The sequence below is a fragment of the Shewanella waksmanii ATCC BAA-643 genome (assembly GCF_000518805.1).
Lineage (GTDB): Bacteria > Pseudomonadota > Gammaproteobacteria > Enterobacterales > Shewanellaceae > Shewanella > Shewanella waksmanii.
On sequence record NZ_JAEH01000013.1, the window covers coordinates 49,341 to 69,640 of the forward strand.

Here is a 20,300-nt window from a genome sequence, read left to right on the forward strand (position 1 = left end):
AATAAGTGCAACAATAAAGGGGGGAGCACTGGCTCCCCCGTGCTATCACTTATTGTGGGTAGTAAGCCCAACCTTGACGCCAGTCAGTCTGACCATCGAATGCACCAATGTAATCAGTTGACTCAAAGAAGCTATCTGCCGTGCTCATGTCAGTACCCGTACCTAACAACACAGTATCGGTGCCTGCTGGCATACCATCAGTTAAGCTCACAGCACTCGTGCTGTTACCAGTCTGACCAAGGAACCAAGTTTCAACGTTTACCGCATCTGCTGTTTCAGTATTGTCAGAGCTATACTTAAATGGCTCATTACAATCGATGATTGAGTGGGTCATCACCAGCTGGGCATTGTTAACGTTATCAACCAAGTCAGCATAAGTACCATCAAGCTCTAAACACTCACCTGTTTCAGTCTCAGCAGTCGCACCTTTACGGCCTTGTACTAGCACATTGTGCAGTTCACCCGCTGTTGCTACGCGAAGTAGAATACCTTCGCCTTTGTCACCGCTGGCATTTTCGATATCCATACCAGGTAAAATAGTCACGTTTGATAGCGTCGGTTTAGATACTGGCGTATCACCGCTGCCTTTATGGCTGTCCGCTTCAATACCACGGTTAGCAGCACCGTCTTCGTGAGTGATGTAGACAAACTGCGCCTTACCTTGCCAACCGTTAGTCCAATCTAGGCTGTCATCGAAGTTTTCAGTCAGGTAGACATATTTAAGGTTGACCGCACCACCCCAGAACTCAACACCGTCATCGCCGTTGGCGTGAACTTGGATATGGTCAACTTGTGTGCCGCTACCTACCGCTGCAAACGAGATACCGTTCATTTCTTGAGTATCGTTAACTTTGAAACCAGCGTACTTAACTACGACATAACTTAGCTGACCACTGCTGTCGGTGTTGTCATTACCACCATATGGGAAATCACCCACTTCGAAAGCAACATCACAGCTGGTGGCATCTTCACACTTGTTTGTCAGACCATTACCCAGCAGGACTAGACCGCCCCACTGACCACGTTGACCTTCAGCCCCCATAATCACATCTTGCTCAGAGGTCATCACAATAGGATGTTGTGCATTACCCTGTGCCATGATTTTTGAGCCGCGGCTCACTGCAATGTAGCTGTTATCTGTGGCAAACAACGAGGCACCTGCCTGAATCCCAAGTGTTGCTGAATCCGTGTTGTCACCGCCAACCACGACAGCTCCGCCATCAATTTTGTACATGACGTTTTCACCGGCAAGCAGGGTGATATTTGAAGTGACGTTACCTTCTAAGGTACATACTAGGTTAATGTCTTCATTCTTGTAGATACCCGCTACCACGGTTTCAGCAGCGGTGCCTACTGGGCAAGAGGTCAGGGTCGGCAAACTTGTTACCGGTGGAGTCGTATCGCCATGGATGGCGGTTGTCCAACCGGTAGTCCAATCGTTGCTGCCATCAAATGCGCCAATGTACTCGGCATCCACTAAACGGTCATCCATATTGCTCAAATCGCTTGCACCACCAGTCAGGGCGACTGAAGAAGCATTTGGCATGTAACCGTCAAGGTCAGATGCACCGGCTAAGTTGCCATTTTGCTCTAAGAACCAAGCTTCAACATCTAACGCTAATGTGCGACCTTCTTCAGCATCAGGCTTAGCATCTTTAAATGGCTCAACACAATCAATTAAGCTGTTTTGCATGGTCAAGTTAGCATCTTGCGCACTCACGACTGTGTTGTCATCGTTGATTTCTAAACATTCACCTGAATCAACGCCACCTTTAACCAGTACGTTATAGGCATGTGCGCCAGTGCCTTTACGGAACAAAATACCTTCGGCAGCATCACCACCTGCATTTTCACCGTTAGCCACTTCAATTGTCACGTTAGCCAGTACCGGCATTGACTGTGGAGTCGCGTTAGCATCACTGTTGCTATCCGCTTCGATACCACGGTTAGAACCGTTATCGGCTTGGCGGATGTAAACGTGCTGGGCAGTCCCTTGCCAGCCGTTTGTCCAATCGAGAGAATCATCAAAATTCTCGGTGAGAACAACGTTAGAAATGGAAACGTTACCGCCCCAAAACTCAACGCCATCATCGTTGTTCAAATGCACTTGGATGTGGTCTACAACAGTCCCGCTGCCAACCGCACCAAATGAGATACCATTCATTTCTTGGGTATCGTTAATTTTAAAACCACCAAACTCAACGCGAACATACTTCAGCACGCCAGAGCTATCTTCAGCGTTGTTACCACCATAGTTGTGGCTACCAACCTCAAAGGCCGCATCACAAGCATCCAAATCTGGGCAAGTGTTAACTGGCGCATTACCGAGTAAGACCAAGCCACCCCATTGACCCGCTTCACCAGCTTGGCCAATCGCGCTCTCTTTTGAGGTAAATACAATCGGTTGAGTTTGCGAGCCTTCAGCGTGAATGCTTGAATCACGGCTCACTACCAAATAAGAATCGCTGCCGCCGATAACTTTTGTACCAGCTCGAACTTCAAGCTCAACGCTGTTTTCTTTGTCGCCACCAGCAACAACGGCACCATAAAGCTCCCAAACCACATCGTTGCCTAAAACGATTTTGGCTGCATCTTGTCCACCGGTGTCGCCAGAACCCATAGTTGAAGCATCGGTTGTTGGCAGTAACGAACCTTTCAACGTCCATACTTCTTTACCATCAACAGATAAACTGGTGTTACGCTCAGCAAATCCACTATAAGCGGCCTCTTGGTCACTTACCGTAGGTGTAGTTGGGTTGGTTGGAGTGGTCGGCGTCTGCGTTTCTTCATTGCCAGTATTGATATTAATATCACCACCACAACCCGCTAAGGCTAATGCTGTAGAAAGCGCACCAAGTTTAAAAATATTTTTCAGGTCCATTGTCATCTCCGGGGACGGATTAAAGCTATTGAGTAATTAGGCAGCAAAACCTAACGATCAAAAATGACAAAAAGACTGCGCCAAGGTGTCAGAAACATTTCATTAACATGTCAAAAATAATAAATCCTTATTGAGCAAGGGATTGCAAGGTGATCGGCAAGTAAAAAAAACAGCAATTGATTAACAAAAGTTTCATGGCGTGCAAAAAAAAATCAGCTAACAACTCATTATATACAGTTTATTTTGGCAACTATTAGCCGTTCATAGTCCTAGTTGGTGATGCCGGTTTACGGTCTAATTCAAGCCGGTTATGCATAGCTAAACACCACAATATAACCATGGCTAAACCAACCTATGTGACAGGGTGAATGACTACCTAAAAGCAGCATTTATGGCCTTTTTTGCCCACCAAAAGTAGGAATCATTGCACCGACAATAGCCTTAGCTGTAATCACTAAGCTACCATCGCACTCCCTGAGTAAAATCGTTTTAAATATAAGGATATATAATGAATAAACCGACTCTCCTACTTGCTGCCATTGCTGCATTATCACCTCTTTCTACAGCGCAAGCTTTAATGTGTGCGCCTGGTGAGCAATATTTACTATCAGCATTTGCAGTAAATACCCCCGAGCCGAGCACGCAGCGCAGTAGTTTTAGCTCTGATGAGCCTAATGGATTTGTCAGTGAGTTTGGTCAACTCAATTTACATATGATCGATTGTCATACCGTGGAAATCACCACTTTCGGTGAACAGGAAGAAGTGTTTACTGTCCGCTCGCCTAAGCTAGATTTGTGTGACAGCAATAACATGAAAGGTAAGATCACCCTAAAGGGCAAAGACGCCAAGCTCACCATTGATGTCGCCAATGGCAAACAACCGCTATATCAATTTAGCTATCGCTCTTATACCGATGAACAGCAAAAGCACTTATTTGCCAACAATGTCATCAAAATCAGCCAATAATGACAGTTGTGTGACAATAACGTCGCTCAGCCACACGCAAGAATAAATAGCTAGACGCAGAAAAACCCAGCATACGCTGGGTTTTTTTATCGTTATTTAGCAGCCATAAACCAGTTAGTTTTTGGTTACCGTTAGTCGCGGAGCTTTAGCATCCGGCCCAGTCACGGTGAAGCGATAACTGCCCGCTTCAGCAACATCAAGGTGCATGTTCGCCCCTTTTACCGCTAGGGTTTGCCCAACATTCAAACTGACATTTTCTTGCTCGGCTGCCGCGCCCAAATCAACCGTGCTCCAGTCACCGGTGGCAATTTTGAACTCATTGTCGCCAGCTGCTAAGTCAATATCAACGCTATACACTGACATGCCTTGGTAGCTCAATGCATCCACCTCACCCCAACCGTTCATGCCACCGCGCACATAAACTGTATTGCTACCGAACATTTCCGCTTCATACACGGTCAAGGTCGGCTCATTGCGGTTTGATGCATCAAAGATGAACGCATAAGTGGTATCAATCGGCGCATCAAAGGTCATATTTGCGCCGCTCACCGCCAGTAGCTTCTCTTGCATCAAGGTCACCACACCATCGGCTTCACCTGAGCCGTAATCGACAGTAGACCAGTCGCTTGACGCGATTTTGAACTCCTGTGAACCTGCCGCTAATGTGATATCAGCACGGTAAATACCGCCGCCCATATAGCTCAACATGTCATCGGTGCCCCAGCCATTCATGCCACCACGCAGGAACACCTCAGTGCCAACAAACGGCTCTTCATTGAACACAGTTAATACCGGAGCTTCTTTATCTGAAGCATCAAAAGAGAACACATAAGTGGCGTCGATTGCTGCGCTAAAGTGCAAGTTAGCCCCCGAGCGAGATAACGGCTCGGCAACTCCCTCTTCTACCTGAGCTTCAGCCGCTGACAGGCCACCAAAATCAACACTGCTCCAATCGCTCGATGCAATCTTAAATTCATAGTCTCCGGCAGCTAAGGTAATAGTAATGCGATATTCACCATCACCAACATAAGTTAGCATGTCGGTTTCGCCCCAACCGTTCATGCCACCACGAACAAACACCTCGGTGCTACCATAAGGCACCACATCCGGCGCGCCAACTGTTGCATTAGCATCTAGACCATAGCCGCGCTCCGCACCTTGCGGTTTAATAAACACCGCAGTGGTATAAGCTGGTACGATAAAGGTGCCTTCATCTTCGCCGGCACTAAAGTTAGCACCTGTGACAATGGCATCAATAGAAGCGCTTAACGTTGGATGAAGCTCAAAGCCTGCCGCTGTGGGGATCGTATGGCTGACGGTTTCGGCGCTAGCGTTAACCATCACCACCATGGCATCGTGCATCATATCAACGTCTGCTAACTGATCGCCGTCATCAATACTCATGACAATGACACCCTGAGTCTGGCGTTTACCGACATTATGGAAACCAACCCGCTCGATAATATCCATCTCATTGGTGAGACGCATAAGTGGGCTATCGCGGCGAATACTTAAGAACTCATTGAACACCTTCGATGCCATCTCAATCTCACTCATTGAGGCAGCAGCATTAGGGTTAGCGGAAATGCCCGCTATCATGTCCCACTTTTCACCGTTGTCTTGCTCACGCGGTAAGCCAACATTCCAGTTATGGCTTTGTTTGGTAAAGTCGACCCAGTTAAACCAATCGCCCGAATCATAGCTGTTACGATCCATTGATTTAGAGCGCAGCAAATCGCCGCCCATTTGTAAGAATGGGATCCCTTGGCTAAGCAGTGGAATGGTGGCGGCTATGTTCTGCACCCGAACGCGCTCATCTAAACTCATGCCCACTGGGTTTTTATATTGCAAGTTGTCCCACAGGGTTTCATTGTCATGTTTAGAGACATAGTTGATGCTGTCAGCCGGGTCCGCTGCATAGGCGGTTGGCTGACTGTTCCAACTAAAGCTACTGCCTTTAGCTGAGTTGCCATTAAAATCTTTTAAAATAAAGTTTTTAACGTTACCCGCCATAGAAAGGCGCAGGGTATCTTGATCGCGAAGTGCTTCATCACTGGCCTCGGTTTTAAAGATATTGGCGCTGCGGACACTTTCACGAATACGGTCATTGAAGGTACCCACTTCACTGCCTGCCATGTTGGCTTGTGTGGCTTGTTCAAACAAACGGTTATCGGCCACTTCGCCAAAGTTCCAACCTTCACCATAGAAGTAGTTATCTGGGTCGACTGCTTGCACTGCATCACGCGCATTTAAAATGCTCTGTTTAGGCATATGCCCCATCACATCAAAACGGAAGCTATCAAAACCGTACTCTTTGGCGAGTATCACCATAGAATCACTGACAAACTTATCCATCATACGATGTTCAGTGGCGGTGTTTTCACAGCACGTAGAGCGCTCAATATCACCACTTTCTTCGTTATACCTGTGGTAATAACCCGGCACCATTTTATCCAGTACGGAGTTGTCCCACAGCCCTGATGAACTGGTATGGTTATAGACCACATCTAGCACAACGCGTAGCCCCATATCATGTAAAGCCTTGTTCATTGCACGTAGTTCAAGCACTCTTGCGGTACCTTCTGGCGAGCTAGCATAGCTACCTTCAGGGGCAATGAAATGGTGTGGATCGTATCCCCAGTTAAATCCATCATAGCCGCGCATCGCCTCTACAATCGCTTGCGCATCGGCCGAGCCAGGCAAGGCATCGGCCAAAATGCTCTCAATGGTGGCCGACTTATCTTGGGTACTGCACGCATCTGCATTGTCTTCTATCTTGTCACACAACATGCCTAGCGTATCGGTCATTTCGACCCGCTCGCTGACATCTTCATTGATGCTAGCAATATCGGTTACTGGTAATACGTGGAAATGAGTTAAACCATGTTCAACCAAAGATTTCAAATGCATCACTGGGGCGCTGTCCATCTCGGTAAACGCTAAGTACTTACCGCGATTAGCCGCTGAAGTGCTTTCATCCCGAACACTAAAATCTCGTACATGGCCTTCATAAATCACCGCATCTTCAGGGTTAGTGATAGTGGCGACTTGATGACCATCCCAATCTTCTGGCTTGAGATCTTCATCGGCTAAATTAATGAACTGACTATAACGGCCATTAGTTGACACGTTTAGCGAGTATGGGTCGGTGGACTCTATGGTTTCGATCTGCTTGCTGACTGGGTGATACACCGTCACTTCAAAACGGTAATACAAACGATCGACACTCATATCAGTGCTATAACCCCAAATGCCGGTGGCCTCATCTAGGCTCATCGCTTCACTGCGGTTTAGTGTCTTGTCACTGTTATAAATATTCACACTGACGGATTTAGCCGTGGGCGCCCACGTTGATAACATAATGCCATCGTCGCTATACACCACACCAAGGGTGGCTTCGTCAGCGTCATTTTCGCCTTGGGTATATAAGGCATCTAACACCTTGGCGTGCTGCACATAAGTCGCCGCAACAGGCGTATCGTCGCCGTTGTAAGCGGCGACCACTAACTGAGCTTTTGCCACGGCCTTGGCCTCATCTTGGCTCAGGCCAGTGCTATAAGCGGGCCAGTCGGCTAAGTGGGGTACCCGCGCTTTTTGCTCATCAGTTAATTCAACTGCGGTGAGCTCCACCGATTGACTGTTAACAATACGGTCTGGCTCAGCCTCAACGGCTAAATCACCATTTTGACTATAGTGCAGTTTGAACACGCCAATACCGGCATCGTCTTGATTCCATACGAGTGTATCGGCATCAAGCCAGTGAGCACTCATACCACTAATAGATAATGGTTGCGCACCTAAGCTTAAGATTGGATATTCGAAAACCGAAGGCTCGCCATGCAAGGTAAAGTTCATACGCACAAAGGTTTCGTCATCTTGCATTAGGGGCATTTTTAAATCGACATCCCCCATGGCTTTACCCGAACCTTCAGTGCCAATATGGACAATAAAGTTAGCACATTCGTTGTAGCCATCTTTTAGCTCAACAATCCAGTAGGCGCCGTAGTTAGGATCAATCCCATCAAACTGATGACCATTGGCCCAATCTGTTGCATCAAATGGCGCCGCGTAAGCATCACACTCGTCGTTATTCCAAGTATGTAATTTATAGCCGTCATAAACGGGATCATTTGCACTGTTAGTCGCGTCATTAGGGCGGTTGTAGTACACCACAGCTTGATTGTCACCGGGAGTAAACACCGGGTCGGGCAGCGTGGGATCGGCGCCGACGATACATTGCTCATTATTTTCATCGGGCACGGTAGGAGCTGGGCAGCTTATTGGCTCCGGCGCCACACAGCTTGTGCCCGCAGCATTGGGCACCATAGGCACATTACAGATCAGTAAAACTTCGCCAGGCTCTGACGAATCGCCGCCACAACCGCTTAAGGCCACAGCACTGACAGCAAGCGCCAGTAAAGAAACCGAATTAGAGATCCTCATCATGAGTGATGTCTCCTAAGTAATTAATTAAGTTAAACAACGGACTGTGCTTTGTATTTATATGCAGTGCTCAGTCCGCAGAAGCTGATGTTCGTCGCGTTTATAGTGCGAAGGTCATACCGAGATAGAATTCGCGTCCAAAGTACTGCAAGGTGCCGGTTTTACTTTCGGTACCAAAGTAACTTTTAGTGGGTTCATCGGTGACGTTATTCACTTGGAACAACACGCCTAACGCGTCGGTTATTTGGTAAGAAGCTTGATAATCAATCACCGTCTCTTCGGCAAAATTGACCACCTGCTCATTAATGGCCACTTGCTCAGAAACAAACTCGTCACGATAGCGGGCACTGACCCGGGTTTCGAAACCTTCATAGGAATAAAACAGCGTGGCACTGGCAACGTTATTTGATAATCCAGGTAGCGACTGAGTCACGCTCTCACCACCTAAATCAGTTTGAGACTCAACTTCACTTTCGGTGTAGGAATAACTGAGGTTCAAACCAAGGCCAGACCAAACTTCAGGCAAACTAGTAAATACTTGGGTGTAAGCCAATTCGAGACCACGAATATAGCCACCCTCAGAGTTGTTGACTGCGGTGGTATAGGTGCCATTAGTGGTTTCGATCTGCTCGCCGCTGACAGGGTCAATGATGTAGTCGGGCACGTTGAAACCATTGCCCTTAAAGTCAAAGTTTTCTATGGCAACGGTATCGATAAACGAATCGATATTTTTGTAGAACAGCGCCGCGACTATCGCACCATCATCAAGGTAGTACTCGTATGAGATGTCATATTGGTCAGCGTAGAAAGGACGTAGGAATGGGTTGTTAGTACTTGAACCATTGATTTCACCATCATCATTGACCGAAGCGCTCGCATCACCCGCTAAACGGTTAATCGGTGGACGAGACATCACTTTAGCCGCAGCAAAACGAATTTGTGATTGATCGGTGATTAAGAAATTAAGGTTTAATGAAGGTAAATAATCGGTGTACTTCTCACCTTTAACCGTCGGTGCATACAAATTATTAATGATGCCCACTTCATCGATGATATTTTGCGAGCCTAATTCAGGATCGCCACCGACATTTTCAAGCAAGGTTGCAGATTGATCGGTTTCTACCGCACGCACACCAAAGTTACCCGTGACCGGAATTCCGCCAATTTCAGTATCAATATTAACCATCACGTAAGCAGCAAGAATTTTTTCGTACACTTCACCACTTTGCAGTACCGACCATGAATAGTTGCTGGTGTAACCTTTAGCATCGCTCACGCCATCGGCATTACCCCAAGTTTGTACCGGCTGCGGCACGCCTTCTGGGAACCACGCCGCCAGCGCTTTATCGAGATCAACCGCTAAATAGTCAGGGAAATAATTGAAATCGCCTTCCCAGCCAACCACGGTGGTCATATCGTCGGTTAACCTTAATGGTGGCTCGGTAGATGAAAAGTCGCCATCATTGCCGTACTCGAATACGGAGCGGTCGTTAGAATAGGTGCGATCAGAATAGCGCGCCCCCACTTCAATCGACGCAATGTAGTCGTTATCCAAATCATATTTAAAGTCTAAACGGTAAGCATTGACCTCATCTTCATTCACAAACGGGTAAATACCGTATTTACTGACCATGACTTTATCAATATCAGAAAAAGCCGCCGCCTGATTGAAACCGACATTGGGCAAATCTAAGCCGTTAAGCTGATAGTTAATCGCCACATTTTTATCAAAGATTGGCGTTTCTGCAGTGGCATCTTCCGCAACATTGGCCCACAACAAACCATTGCGAAAATCACTTTTGGCTGACGAGTAAGAGATATCGGCAGACACACTTAAACGCTCTGTTGCTTGCCATGTGCCGTTAATACCAAAGCTGTCGACTTCATCAAAGTCTTGATTGTCATCGTTAACAATCTCAACCCGAGTAAAGCTTTGCGAGGTGCGGTTAAAGTTGCCACCAATCACCGCATTTCCATCAAGCACGGGATTGGCAACCGCTGCAGACGGGCCGCCCAATTTTACCCGATAACCGCGGGCAAACGCTTCACTGTCAAAGCGTGAAATGAATGCATCGGCCTTTAAAGTAAAGGTATCGGAAGGTGCCCATTCAAGCGCGCCCATATAACCATTACGGGTTTCAACGCCGCCTAAATGCTGTACTTCAAAGCCTTCACTGATGTACTCATTTGCAGGATTATCTTCTGGGCCGTTGGTATCATTCGCTAAGCCATCAACGTCTTTATTGCCGTTGTAAGCCAGACCAATAAACTGGGTGGCAACACTCGGTTGCTCTAGCCTTGCATAGCCTAATGCCACACCTAAGGTGTCATCCAAGTATTTGCCTTGATAAGAAAAGCTCAAGCGGTGGCCGTAGTCTTGTGCGCCATAGACTTCATCGGCGCGGTCGTTATACATACCGCGGGCGTTGGCAATAAAACTGTGCTGTTTATCAATCGCTAACGGGCTCGCTGTCGCCAGCTCAACGGTACCGGCCACGCCGCCCTCAATAAGCGATGCTTTTGGCGATTTGTACACGGCTGCTGAGGTGATTAACTCTGAAGGGTATTGGTCAAACTCGATACTGCGGCTACCACTGGTAGAAACTTGCTCACGGCCATTTAAGGTAGAAAAAACAAAGCCACCTGACATACCACGAATATTAATTTCAGCGGCTTGTCCACCGGTTCGTACCGCCGAAATACCGGGCAAACGTGTCAGTGCATCAGCCATCGACACATCCGGCAATGCCCCTAGATCATCGGCACTTAACTGCTCAGAAACCGTATCGCCATAACGTTTTTGATTCAGTGAATCTATCAAGCTACGGCTATAACCGGTGACCGCAATCCGCTCGATTTCTTGCTCACCTTCCTGAGCGTCATTGCTCGCTTCTGCCGCTGTAGCGTCAGTTGCCTTGTCGTCGGCAGATACCGTTTGCGGCGTTGGCTCTGCGGCAAGTGAGTTCAGTGGATAAAAAAATCCGCCTAATCCTGCCGCTGCTAGCGCTAAAGTGAGAACACTTGGTTTAAAGTGTGACATTGGTTTAATCCCCTTGGTCTTGCGACTTTTATTACCCAATATCCACTTATACGGCTCGGACTAATCTGACATTAGGCTTATAATTTATCAGCCATACTAGCCAAGGTTGTTTTTTGAGCACAACTTAATGCATACGTATTCATAACATAAGAATAACATTGTGCGATCACAAAAACCGACTCAAACTATTGATTGGAAATGCTTTATACCAGAAATACAGAACAAGTTAATTGTAACCAAGTTGTGAATGGTGAATTGGACTACTGACATCACACGAAGGGAAGATTGTTAGAATGGACGCTTATAGCAAAGAGAGCGAGTAATAAACTGGGAGTTAAACAGCTGAGCCTCGCTAGCAGCGCAGTAACTTAATCGCATTGTTTATGCATAGTTAGCGCTGTTAAAGGTCAATAGTAAATGCGATTTATGACTTTAGAAAAAGCTAAGCGTTAGACGCTAAGTTTATAGGCCTTAATTAATCGCAAGTACATATTGCACTTGCGATAAATAACTAAATTAAAACGCTGCCAGCTCTTGCTTAACCGCCTCAACCACGGCTTGCGGATCATTAAGGTATTTAGAGTGGTCGATAAATATCGCATTATCATCTTGAGTCATGATAAGTGCGGGGAAGTGCTGGGTGCCAATCATCTGCTGGATTTCAGCAATATCACCTAAGGTGATTTCTGCATCGACACTCAGTTCATCTTTAAAAATTTTGTTTGATGGCGACAACTTAAATTGGCTGACAATGTCATTAAAGTTGTGCTTACCTTCCAGTGGGTTACCTTGGGTAAAATGGGCTTGCTGCAAGGCATTAAGCACAGTAAGTTGTTTTTCTGGCTGTTTATTTTGCAGCCATTTCATTAAGTTGGCAGTTTTAACCGAGTTTTTCGGGCTATTCACATAGCGCATATGCTCATCGGTAAATTTGACTCGGCTGACTTTTTTAACCGCATTAACTTGCTGCTCACCGGCACAATCCTTACCAATATAATGAGCCGCATGTAGCAAATTAATCGCCATATCGGGAAAAGCTTGCTGCAGTGCATTGACCAATGGGGTTGTTGCGTAACTCCATGGACAGTGAGAATCGTAGATAAAATAGAGCGCTTGAGTCATAGCCTATACAGATATTAGCTTACAGATGGGCCGATCCTAATGAGTTTGCCGCTAATATTCAATCACGGCGACGCTTTTAACAGGCTGCCAAGATGCAGCAGCCTAACTCATGGTGACTAAACTACAGGCACAAATATTGGTACTGGGTAGAAAATACAGTAGCGCGGTATTGTCAGCCTCATTACGACTAACAATTTGCACCGTGAGATTGTGCACTCCTTGCTTACTGATGTTTCGATTGGCAAAAGCTTGCAGGTGTTTGGCATGCATCGGCAAAGACAGCTGTTCATGGTGACGTACCAGTTCACTGCTCACTAAGTTGAGAATGTAGGTATCTTGCCCCTTATTGGCACTTAAAATATCGCCACTGAGGTGTAAAGTCGCTATGGGGACACCGTCGGAAGTGAAATAACGATAGCTGATACTAGCCGAACGCTTTTGTAACGCAAAATCAGCAATTAAGGCATGGTGCTCTATCTGCTGAGTTTGTGGGTTGGTTGCTACCAGCTCATTACGGCAGGACAGTACAATGTCTACCTCAGTGGCGCGAATATGTTGATAGATAATGATAACCGCAATCACCAATATGCCTATCGCGAGGCCGCTTTTAAGTGTCGATTTAGTCACAGAGCGATACCTCACTCAGCCATTGCTGACTGATAAATTTTGGATTTAAGCTAAAGTCACTGGTTTTGATATTACGTACCAGCAGCTGACCTTGTTCGCCTTTGCCCATCATAGAAATATTGAGAACTTGCATGTCGTTCGACAACGCCAAGTACACTTGCTGCCACGTGACCTCAGGGCAGGTATTGATTGCCGCCACCACCTTAGCTTCAATGGTTTTCCCTTCCCGCGGTTGAATAGACGGCGACTCTAGCCACGTCACGGTAAGTGGCTGTGAATTATCCAGTATCACCGCTTTGTGATGCTTAATCGGCATGGGTTCTTTTTTAAACCAAATATACTGATGCATGGCCATCACGCTGACTGTTAGCAGCAAGATAGCCATAGTCGCAAAGCCAACCAGCATGCGCTTACGTTGCTGCGCCTTAATGGCCCAATCACTTTTTGGGACTTCAAGATTTAGCCGATAACCTTTACGAGGTAAAGTTTCAATCAGCTCAGCATGGGCTTCGCCAAAATGTTTACGTAGGGTAAACACCGCCTTAGCTACCGCCGATTCGCTCATCAAGGGCTGTTGTGAACCGGCACAGGCAAGCTGACTTTTAGACATAACTTGATTGGGGTGCAGTGCCAATTGCTCAAGCACCTGGCATTCTGTACGCGTAAGATGAAACAAAGATTGAGTTTCACTGTTGTATAGCTGGCTATTTGCTATATCAAACTCAAAAATTTTTAACCGCATGTCTAAGATGCCTAACAAGAATTATCGTCATTATTTTACGCCAATTATCAACCCGCAAATATCAAGCTAGTCACGTTTTAACTATAACAACACCACATCTATTATCAGTTATTAACCCTGCATGCTGACCACTAGCCGTATACCTCATGTGTTGATTGCAACAAAGCAAGCAACTTAAAAATGTCACCATTTGGCATTAGTTTGATTAACATCAACTTTAATTTTGCATAATCGCTTTCGTAAAAAGCCGTAATTAGCATTACATACCGCAAAACAATAATTCCCGATATATCACTTCAAAAATCAAGCAAAATAAAGACAAAAACCCTAAAAGCATTGCATGCAAAAAATCTAATCTTAGGTGCAAAAATTACTTTGATCTCGGTCTCAATAGCGCGGCTTGCCGTCTGTCATTGTTAACTCAAGCCACATCGCGGCAAACATGCATCACCACCCACACTATTTGGGTATCGCACTGATGAAAGTGTTGCCAAGCGAGCGGTAAAAAAAAGAAAACACTAACTTTAGGATGTGATGACAATGAAAACCTTAAACAGAAGACAAGCACTCAATCGTATTATCGGCATCTCTTCTGCTGCGGCAGGAAGTGTATTAGTCGCTAACCCATTACTTGCAGCCACCGCTAGCGAAGGAGATTGGAAACTCGAAGTCGGCACTCGCCTAGCTTACGCCAAATTAGACCCGATGACCGTTGCTAAACTCGCCTATGAAACCGCAAACGGCTGTATGTACCAAGTATTTGATAGCATCATCAAAAGCTTAGCTGCGTCAGATTCAGTCGATGCCGATAAGTTTGCCCAAGTGCCTACCGCAATGGCGCACTACGGTTACGCTGGCATCCTCGGCGAGGGCACAGTATGCGGTAATATCAATGCCACAGGTATGCTCGTTAACATGCTGTCCATTAATGGTGAGCCAGCCAACGCCTTACTTAGCCAAACCATGCGCTACTACGAGAGTGAAGCCCTGCCCTTACAAACAGCAGAATTTATCAGCGGTATTGGCGCGGATATGACCGAAACGCAGACGCAAGTGGGCACGCCAACGGTGGCCAATAGCATCCTATGTCACTCTTCTATCAGCTTATGGGCCAGTGAAAACGGCAAATCATTTAGCCAAAAAGGTATGCGTTGCAAACAGTTATCAGCATCAATTGTGTATGAGCTTGTGACTATGCTCAACAAAGCTTTCGATGGTGAGACGGTTAACGATCACCCGGTTTCAGACACCGTTGAAAGTTGCCAATCTTGTCACACTGCAGAATCAACATTTGCGCCAAGTGTGAAGACCAATATGTCATGTGATACCTGCCACGGCGGTCATTAATCAGTAGGAGGATTCACTATGAAACCGACGACACGCTATTTAGCTGTGGTACTAAGTTCAGTATTATTATTTGGCTGTAACAGCTCAGATGATGATGACAACACCACACCCGTACCGCCACCAGTGGATGACACTATTGGTATTAGTGACACCACCACACTAACCGCCAGCATGCAAGCTGCTAGCGATTTAGAAAAAGGCCAAGTCACTGTGCAATTGCTGGGTGATGGCGACAAAGCCGTCACCGACGCCAGCGCATTTAACCTGATTGTGATGGGCTATCCAAAAGATGGGCAGACCACCAAATACAAATTAGCATGGCATCAAGCAGAGCAAGGTAACTGCATTGATACCGAAACCTGCAGTTTGGCCATTGATGAAACCGATCCTGGCATATATCAGTTAACCTTAGACAGTGTTGATTGGAGTCAAGATGTTGAAAGCTATCGCGTTGCCATTGAAGTGAAGGGTGAGCAAGCTCATCTACCACTGGACTTTATGGAGTAAAGTTCAGCGCCGCAGCCGCGACAAAAAAGCACAGTGTTTTTCATCTGCAAAACACTGTGCGTACTAAAGATGTGTTCTCTTTGGTGCCGCTAAAACCGGCAGGTTAGGCAAACTGTTTTAGCTCATCTCCATGACGCAAACAACGCCGCTGGCGCACCACTTTTTAGGCCACAAACCGTAACTAAAACTCGCGAATTCATGGTATTTATTTGCCATGAATTCGCACTTTTTTTACCACATGTTACCGCTGATGATGGCGGTCTTGGTAAATCCAGTGATAAACCGTCGGCAACACCAGCAAGGTCAACGCCGTTGAACTGAATAATCCGCCAATAATCACCACCGCCAACGGCTGCTGGATCTCGCTACCAACTCCCGATGACAGCAAAATGGGAATCAAGCCCAATGCAGAAGTCAGCGCCGTCATCAGTACCGGCCGCAAACGGCCCACACTGCCCTCATAAACACTTTGACTCAGCCCTTCACCGGCGGCGCGGCGTTGATTGATGGCATCCACCAGCACCACACCATTTAACACCGCCACCCCAAATAGGGTAATAAAACCAATGGAGCTAGGGACTGACAAATAGGTACCGCTAACAAAAAGCGCCACGACCCCACCAATCAAGGCCAACGGCACGTTGGCCATAATTAGCCCTACCTGCTTAATCGAACCAAACGATAAAAACAGCAGTAGCGCGATCAAGCCGATGGAAACCGGCACCACCAACATCAGTTTTTGCTGCGCACGCTGCTGATTTTCATATTGGCCGCCCACCACAACGGTATAGCCTGGAGGCAACTGGGCTTGTGGCACCGCCGCATAAATGTCTTCAACCACCGAGCCCATATCTCGCCCTGCGACATTGGCCTGCACCACAACTCGGCGCTGCACATCATCGCGGCGAATATTCGGCGGTGCCATCTCAATGGCAACTTCAGCCACTTCGCCAAGGCGAACCGTCGCCCCAGTTACACCGCTTAACAGCAGATCTTCTAACGCATCTGGCGCATTGCGATAGCGCTCGGCAAGACGAACATTGATATCATAACGAGCATTGCCATCAATCACTTGCCCGGCGCTAGCCCCGCCCACACCTTGGCTCACAAGACTCATCACCTCATCAACGCTAATGCCATAACGCGCAAGTTGATCGCGTTTAGGGCGCACCACCAACTGCGCCTCACCGCTCACCTGCTCTAAAGACACATCAACCGCACCGGGGATTTGTGCCACAATATCGGTAAGCACTTGGCCGCGTTCAGATAATACATCCAAATCTGGACCGAATATCTTAATAGCAAGCTGCGCCTTTACCCCAGACAGCAATTCATCCACGCGGGTGGCAATCGGTTGGGAGAAGGTAAACAGTAACCCGGGAAATGCGCTGAGTTTCTGCTCCATTAACCGTTGCAACTCGAAACGATTTGCGGCGCTCTGCCACTCGCTCACCGGTTTTAGGCCAATGTAGATTTCTATGTTACTGACAGGCTCGGGATCGCCGCCCAGCTCGGGCGCACCTATACGGCTAAGCGCATAGTCAACCTCTGGAAATTGCAGCAGTATTTGCTCCAGTTTCGGCGCCACATCAAGTGAGGTAGCTAAACTGGCTGTGGGCGCTAAGGTAACTCGTAAATTGATGGTGCCCTCTTCCAGCTCAGGGACAAACTCAGTGCCTAGGTGCGGCAGTAACGCCATACTCATAACAAACAGCAACGCCGCCGCAGACATCACCGGTCTAGGCTTAGTCATCACACTCGTTAAAATGGTGCGATACCCCGCCTCAATAGGTCGCAACACTAGACTTGGCTTCAACCTTACACCGCGGTTAAACAGCAATACTGCTAATGCCGGCACTGCTATCAAGGCCACCAACAATGCTGAGATCATCGCCAAAATAATACTTACCGCCATCGGCTGAAACAGCTTGCCTTCTACGCCCTCTAACGCAAACAAAGGCGCAAACACCACAATGATGATTGCCGTAGCAAAGAAGATAGGACTGCACACCTCCTTAGCCGCCAGCTTAACTCGCGTAACAATGTCACTACTCAGCGGTTTGGCCGCGCTATCGCTGTGACCACTGCGGCGCTCGGTTTGGGTGAGGTGTTTAAAGATATTTTCCACCATCACCACCGAGCCATCGACCAACATACCAATTGCCACCGCAAGCCCCCCAAGGGATATCAGGTTAGCCGACATACCAAAGTAAGCCATTACCATTAACGCTAAGCCAATCGAGACCGGGATCGACAACAACACCAGTAACGTGGCGCGGATGTTGACTAAAAACAGCGCCAAAATCACCACAATAAACACAAACGCCATCAACAGCGCATCGCGAACCGTTTTAACTGCCTGATTGACTAAATCCGCTTGATCGTAAAACACTTCAAACGACACACCATCAGGCAAGGCTTGTTCTATCAGTGCGCTGCGCGCGTCAATATCATCAATGGTCGCTTTAGTATTGGCGCCCATCCGTTTTAGTACGACCCCAGCAACCACCTCACCAAGCGATTCAAGCTGGCCATCATTGCCGCGGCGAGTCATGGTCACTGCGCCGACACGAATTTCACTGCCGTAAGCCACATTGGCGACATCAATCACTCGTACCGGTGTACCACCCGCTTGAGTCAATGGGGTTTGGCCAATGGCTTTTAACCCCGCCTCACCGGCTGGCAACAGGCCATAGCCACGTACCACAAGTTGCTCTTGCCCTTGGTCCATAAACCAGCCACCGGCATTACGGTTATTACTCTCTAATGCACTGGTCACCTGTGCCATCGATAAGCCGTAACTTCGAAGTTTATTGGGGTCTATCTGCACTTGGTATTGGCGAACCTCACCGCCAAATGACAGCACTTCGGTGACCCCAGCCACCGGCATCATAATCAGCTTCACCAAGTAATCATTAAGACTTCGAAGTTCAGCCGCATTGACACCAGATTCTGGCGTGGCGCGCAATATGTACTGATAAATTTGTCCTAAACCTGAAGTATTAGGGCCAATCTCAGGCACACCAACGCCATCGGGAATCATCTCTCTGGCGGCTTGTAACTGCTCAAACACCTGTTGGCGGGCAAAGTAGATGTCAGTCCCTTCATCAAACACCACGGTGACAATTGATAATCCGGTGCGCGACAGTGAACGCACTTCATTCACCGCAGGCAGCGCATACATCGCCGACTCCACCGGATAACTGATCAGCTTTTCAACTTCTTCAGCCGCCAACCCTTCAGCAGCAGTATTCACCGTCACCTGAACGTTAGTCACATCAGGAAAAGCATCAAGGTTGAGTTTAGGTAACATCGCAAGACTGGCGATCACCGCGCCTAGCAAACCAAGTACCACCAGCAACCGCTGCCGCAAGGCGGCATCTATGAGTTTATCTAACATGCTTGCCCCCTAGTGATTGTGAATATCAAAGCCAGATTTCGCTTGCTCTGACGCCAGAAAAAATGCCCCCGAAGTGACCACCTGGCTGTTGGGCACAATGCCTTTCACCAGATTCATCCCCCGTTGACGTTCCACCACTTGCACCTCTTGGGCTTGATAGCCTTCGTCCGTTAAAACAAAAACTTGCCAATCGCCGTCACTGCTTTTGGTTAATGCAGCATCGGGTAATATCACCCCGCCACCAATCGCACTCGGCAAATACAGCTCGGCAAACTGACCGGCATGGATAACATGGCCGGGATTTTCTAGGCTGACTAAAATTTGCTCGGTGCGGGTGACGCTATCTAACTCATGGGAGCGACCAATCACTGTGGCTTCCAACATGCGACCATTGATGCCCACCAACGCTTTACCACCCACTTTGACAGATTCAGATTGCGTCGGTGTCACTTGGGCTTCCACCCATAAGTGCGACTCATCGGTGAGTTGCATCAGCGGCATTCCCGCAGCAATCACTTGGCCTAACTTGGCTTGATCTTGCTGCACTCGGCCACTGATGGGGGCAAGCAATTGATAACGACCAATGGTTTCAGGCTTGGTAGCAAGCTGCGCAATCTGCTGTGGGGTCATTTTCATCGCCTCCAGCACCGCCCGTTTTAACTCAGCGTCAACTTGCGCTTGTAAGCGCCTACTTGCACTAACAGCGCTTTGGCTCATACGTTTGACTCGGTCCCACTCTGCTGCCGCATTAATAAAGTCCGCCTGCGCTTGTGCAACCGCTACGCCACCTAAAGTCAATAATGGTTGGCCGGCGTTGACCTCTTGTCCGGGGACCACATGTCGCTGCTCAACACGCACATCGAGTTGAGGCACTAAGGCCATGGTTCGGTCACGGTCAACCACCATAGTGGCAGTGGCGACAGCCTCAAGGTTGAAGCTTTGCTCAGACAAGGTCGATACTTTAATACCAGCCAACTTTTGTTGCGCAGCTGATAAGCTGATGCCATGAGACGCTTCATCACCATGATCATCAGCAGGGCTATTTTCAGTACCAGTGACCACTGCACTTGGTTGGTGTGCATGGCCCTCACCAGCACGGGCTTCACTGGGCACCAATGCTATTACCGATAAACTGACCACAGCGGCAAATCCCAGTGCTCGCAATATGGCAGAGGAGACGGTGTTCAAAGCTTGAGGATATTGACTTATTGATTGATTGTTCAT

The 20,300-nt window shown here is 47.6% G+C and carries 11 protein-coding genes; 3 read left to right on the plus strand and 8 right to left on the minus strand.

Annotated elements, in window-relative coordinates; all coding sequences use genetic code 11:
* Positions 1-49: 49 nt before the first annotated feature.
* A complete protein-coding gene (locus tag L865_RS0108105) occupies positions 50-2,881 on the minus strand; it encodes a hypothetical protein (protein ID WP_028772764.1) in 2,832 nt (943 codons plus the stop codon).
* Positions 2,882-3,389: 508 nt separating this feature from the next.
* On the opposite strand from L865_RS0108105, the gene L865_RS0108110 reads away from it, so the two are divergent.
* A complete protein-coding gene (locus L865_RS0108110) occupies positions 3,390-3,848 on the plus strand; it encodes a hypothetical protein (RefSeq protein ID WP_028772765.1) in 459 nt (152 codons plus the stop codon).
* 114 nt (positions 3,849-3,962) lie between these two features.
* On the opposite strand, the gene pulA is transcribed toward L865_RS0108110, so the two are convergent.
* From pulA to L865_RS0108135, 5 genes are all read right to left on the minus strand, one after another.
* Positions 3,963-8,294, minus strand: a complete 4,332-nt coding sequence (gene pulA / locus L865_RS0108115; protein WP_028772766.1) for a pullulanase-type alpha-1,6-glucosidase — start codon at positions 8,292-8,294, stop codon at positions 3,963-3,965.
* 97 nt (positions 8,295-8,391) lie between these two features.
* Complete coding sequence (locus tag L865_RS0108120; protein ID WP_028772767.1) at positions 8,392-11,331, minus strand: TonB-dependent receptor; 2,940 nt, start codon at positions 11,329-11,331, stop codon at positions 8,392-8,394.
* Positions 11,332-11,847: 516 nt separating this feature from the next.
* Positions 11,848-12,453 (minus strand): hypothetical protein, encoded by a 606-nt coding sequence (locus tag L865_RS0108125; RefSeq protein ID WP_028772768.1) that lies wholly within the window; start codon positions 12,451-12,453, stop codon positions 11,848-11,850.
* 102 nt (positions 12,454-12,555) lie between these two features.
* Positions 12,556-13,080, minus strand: coding sequence for a hypothetical protein (locus L865_RS0108130; RefSeq protein ID WP_028772769.1), 525 nt, complete (start codon positions 13,078-13,080; stop codon positions 12,556-12,558).
* Positions 13,073-13,822, minus strand: coding sequence for a winged helix-turn-helix domain-containing protein (locus tag L865_RS0108135; RefSeq protein WP_028772770.1), 750 nt, complete (start codon positions 13,820-13,822; stop codon positions 13,073-13,075). Before L865_RS0108135 ends, L865_RS0108130 begins: the two co-directional genes overlap by 8 nt.
* 540 nt (positions 13,823-14,362) lie before the next feature.
* On the opposite strand from L865_RS0108135, the gene L865_RS0108145 reads away from it, so the two are divergent.
* The gene (locus tag L865_RS0108145) at positions 14,363-15,169 is read left to right on the plus strand and encodes a cytochrome c3 family protein (protein WP_028772771.1); all 807 of its coding nucleotides are present in this window, start codon (positions 14,363-14,365) and stop codon (positions 15,167-15,169) included.
* 18 nt (positions 15,170-15,187) lie between these two features.
* Entirely contained in the window at positions 15,188-15,676 is a 489-nt protein-coding gene (locus L865_RS25775) for a hypothetical protein (RefSeq protein ID WP_028772772.1), read from the plus strand.
* 241 nt (positions 15,677-15,917) lie between these two features.
* On the opposite strand, the gene L865_RS0108155 is transcribed toward L865_RS25775, so the two are convergent.
* Entirely contained in the window at positions 15,918-19,076 is a 3,159-nt protein-coding gene (locus L865_RS0108155; RefSeq protein ID WP_028772773.1) for an efflux RND transporter permease subunit, read from the minus strand.
* 9 nt (positions 19,077-19,085) lie between these two features.
* On the minus strand, positions 19,086-20,300 hold the full coding sequence (locus L865_RS0108160) for an efflux RND transporter periplasmic adaptor subunit (protein ID WP_037470821.1): 1,215 nt from the start codon (positions 20,298-20,300) through the stop codon (positions 19,086-19,088).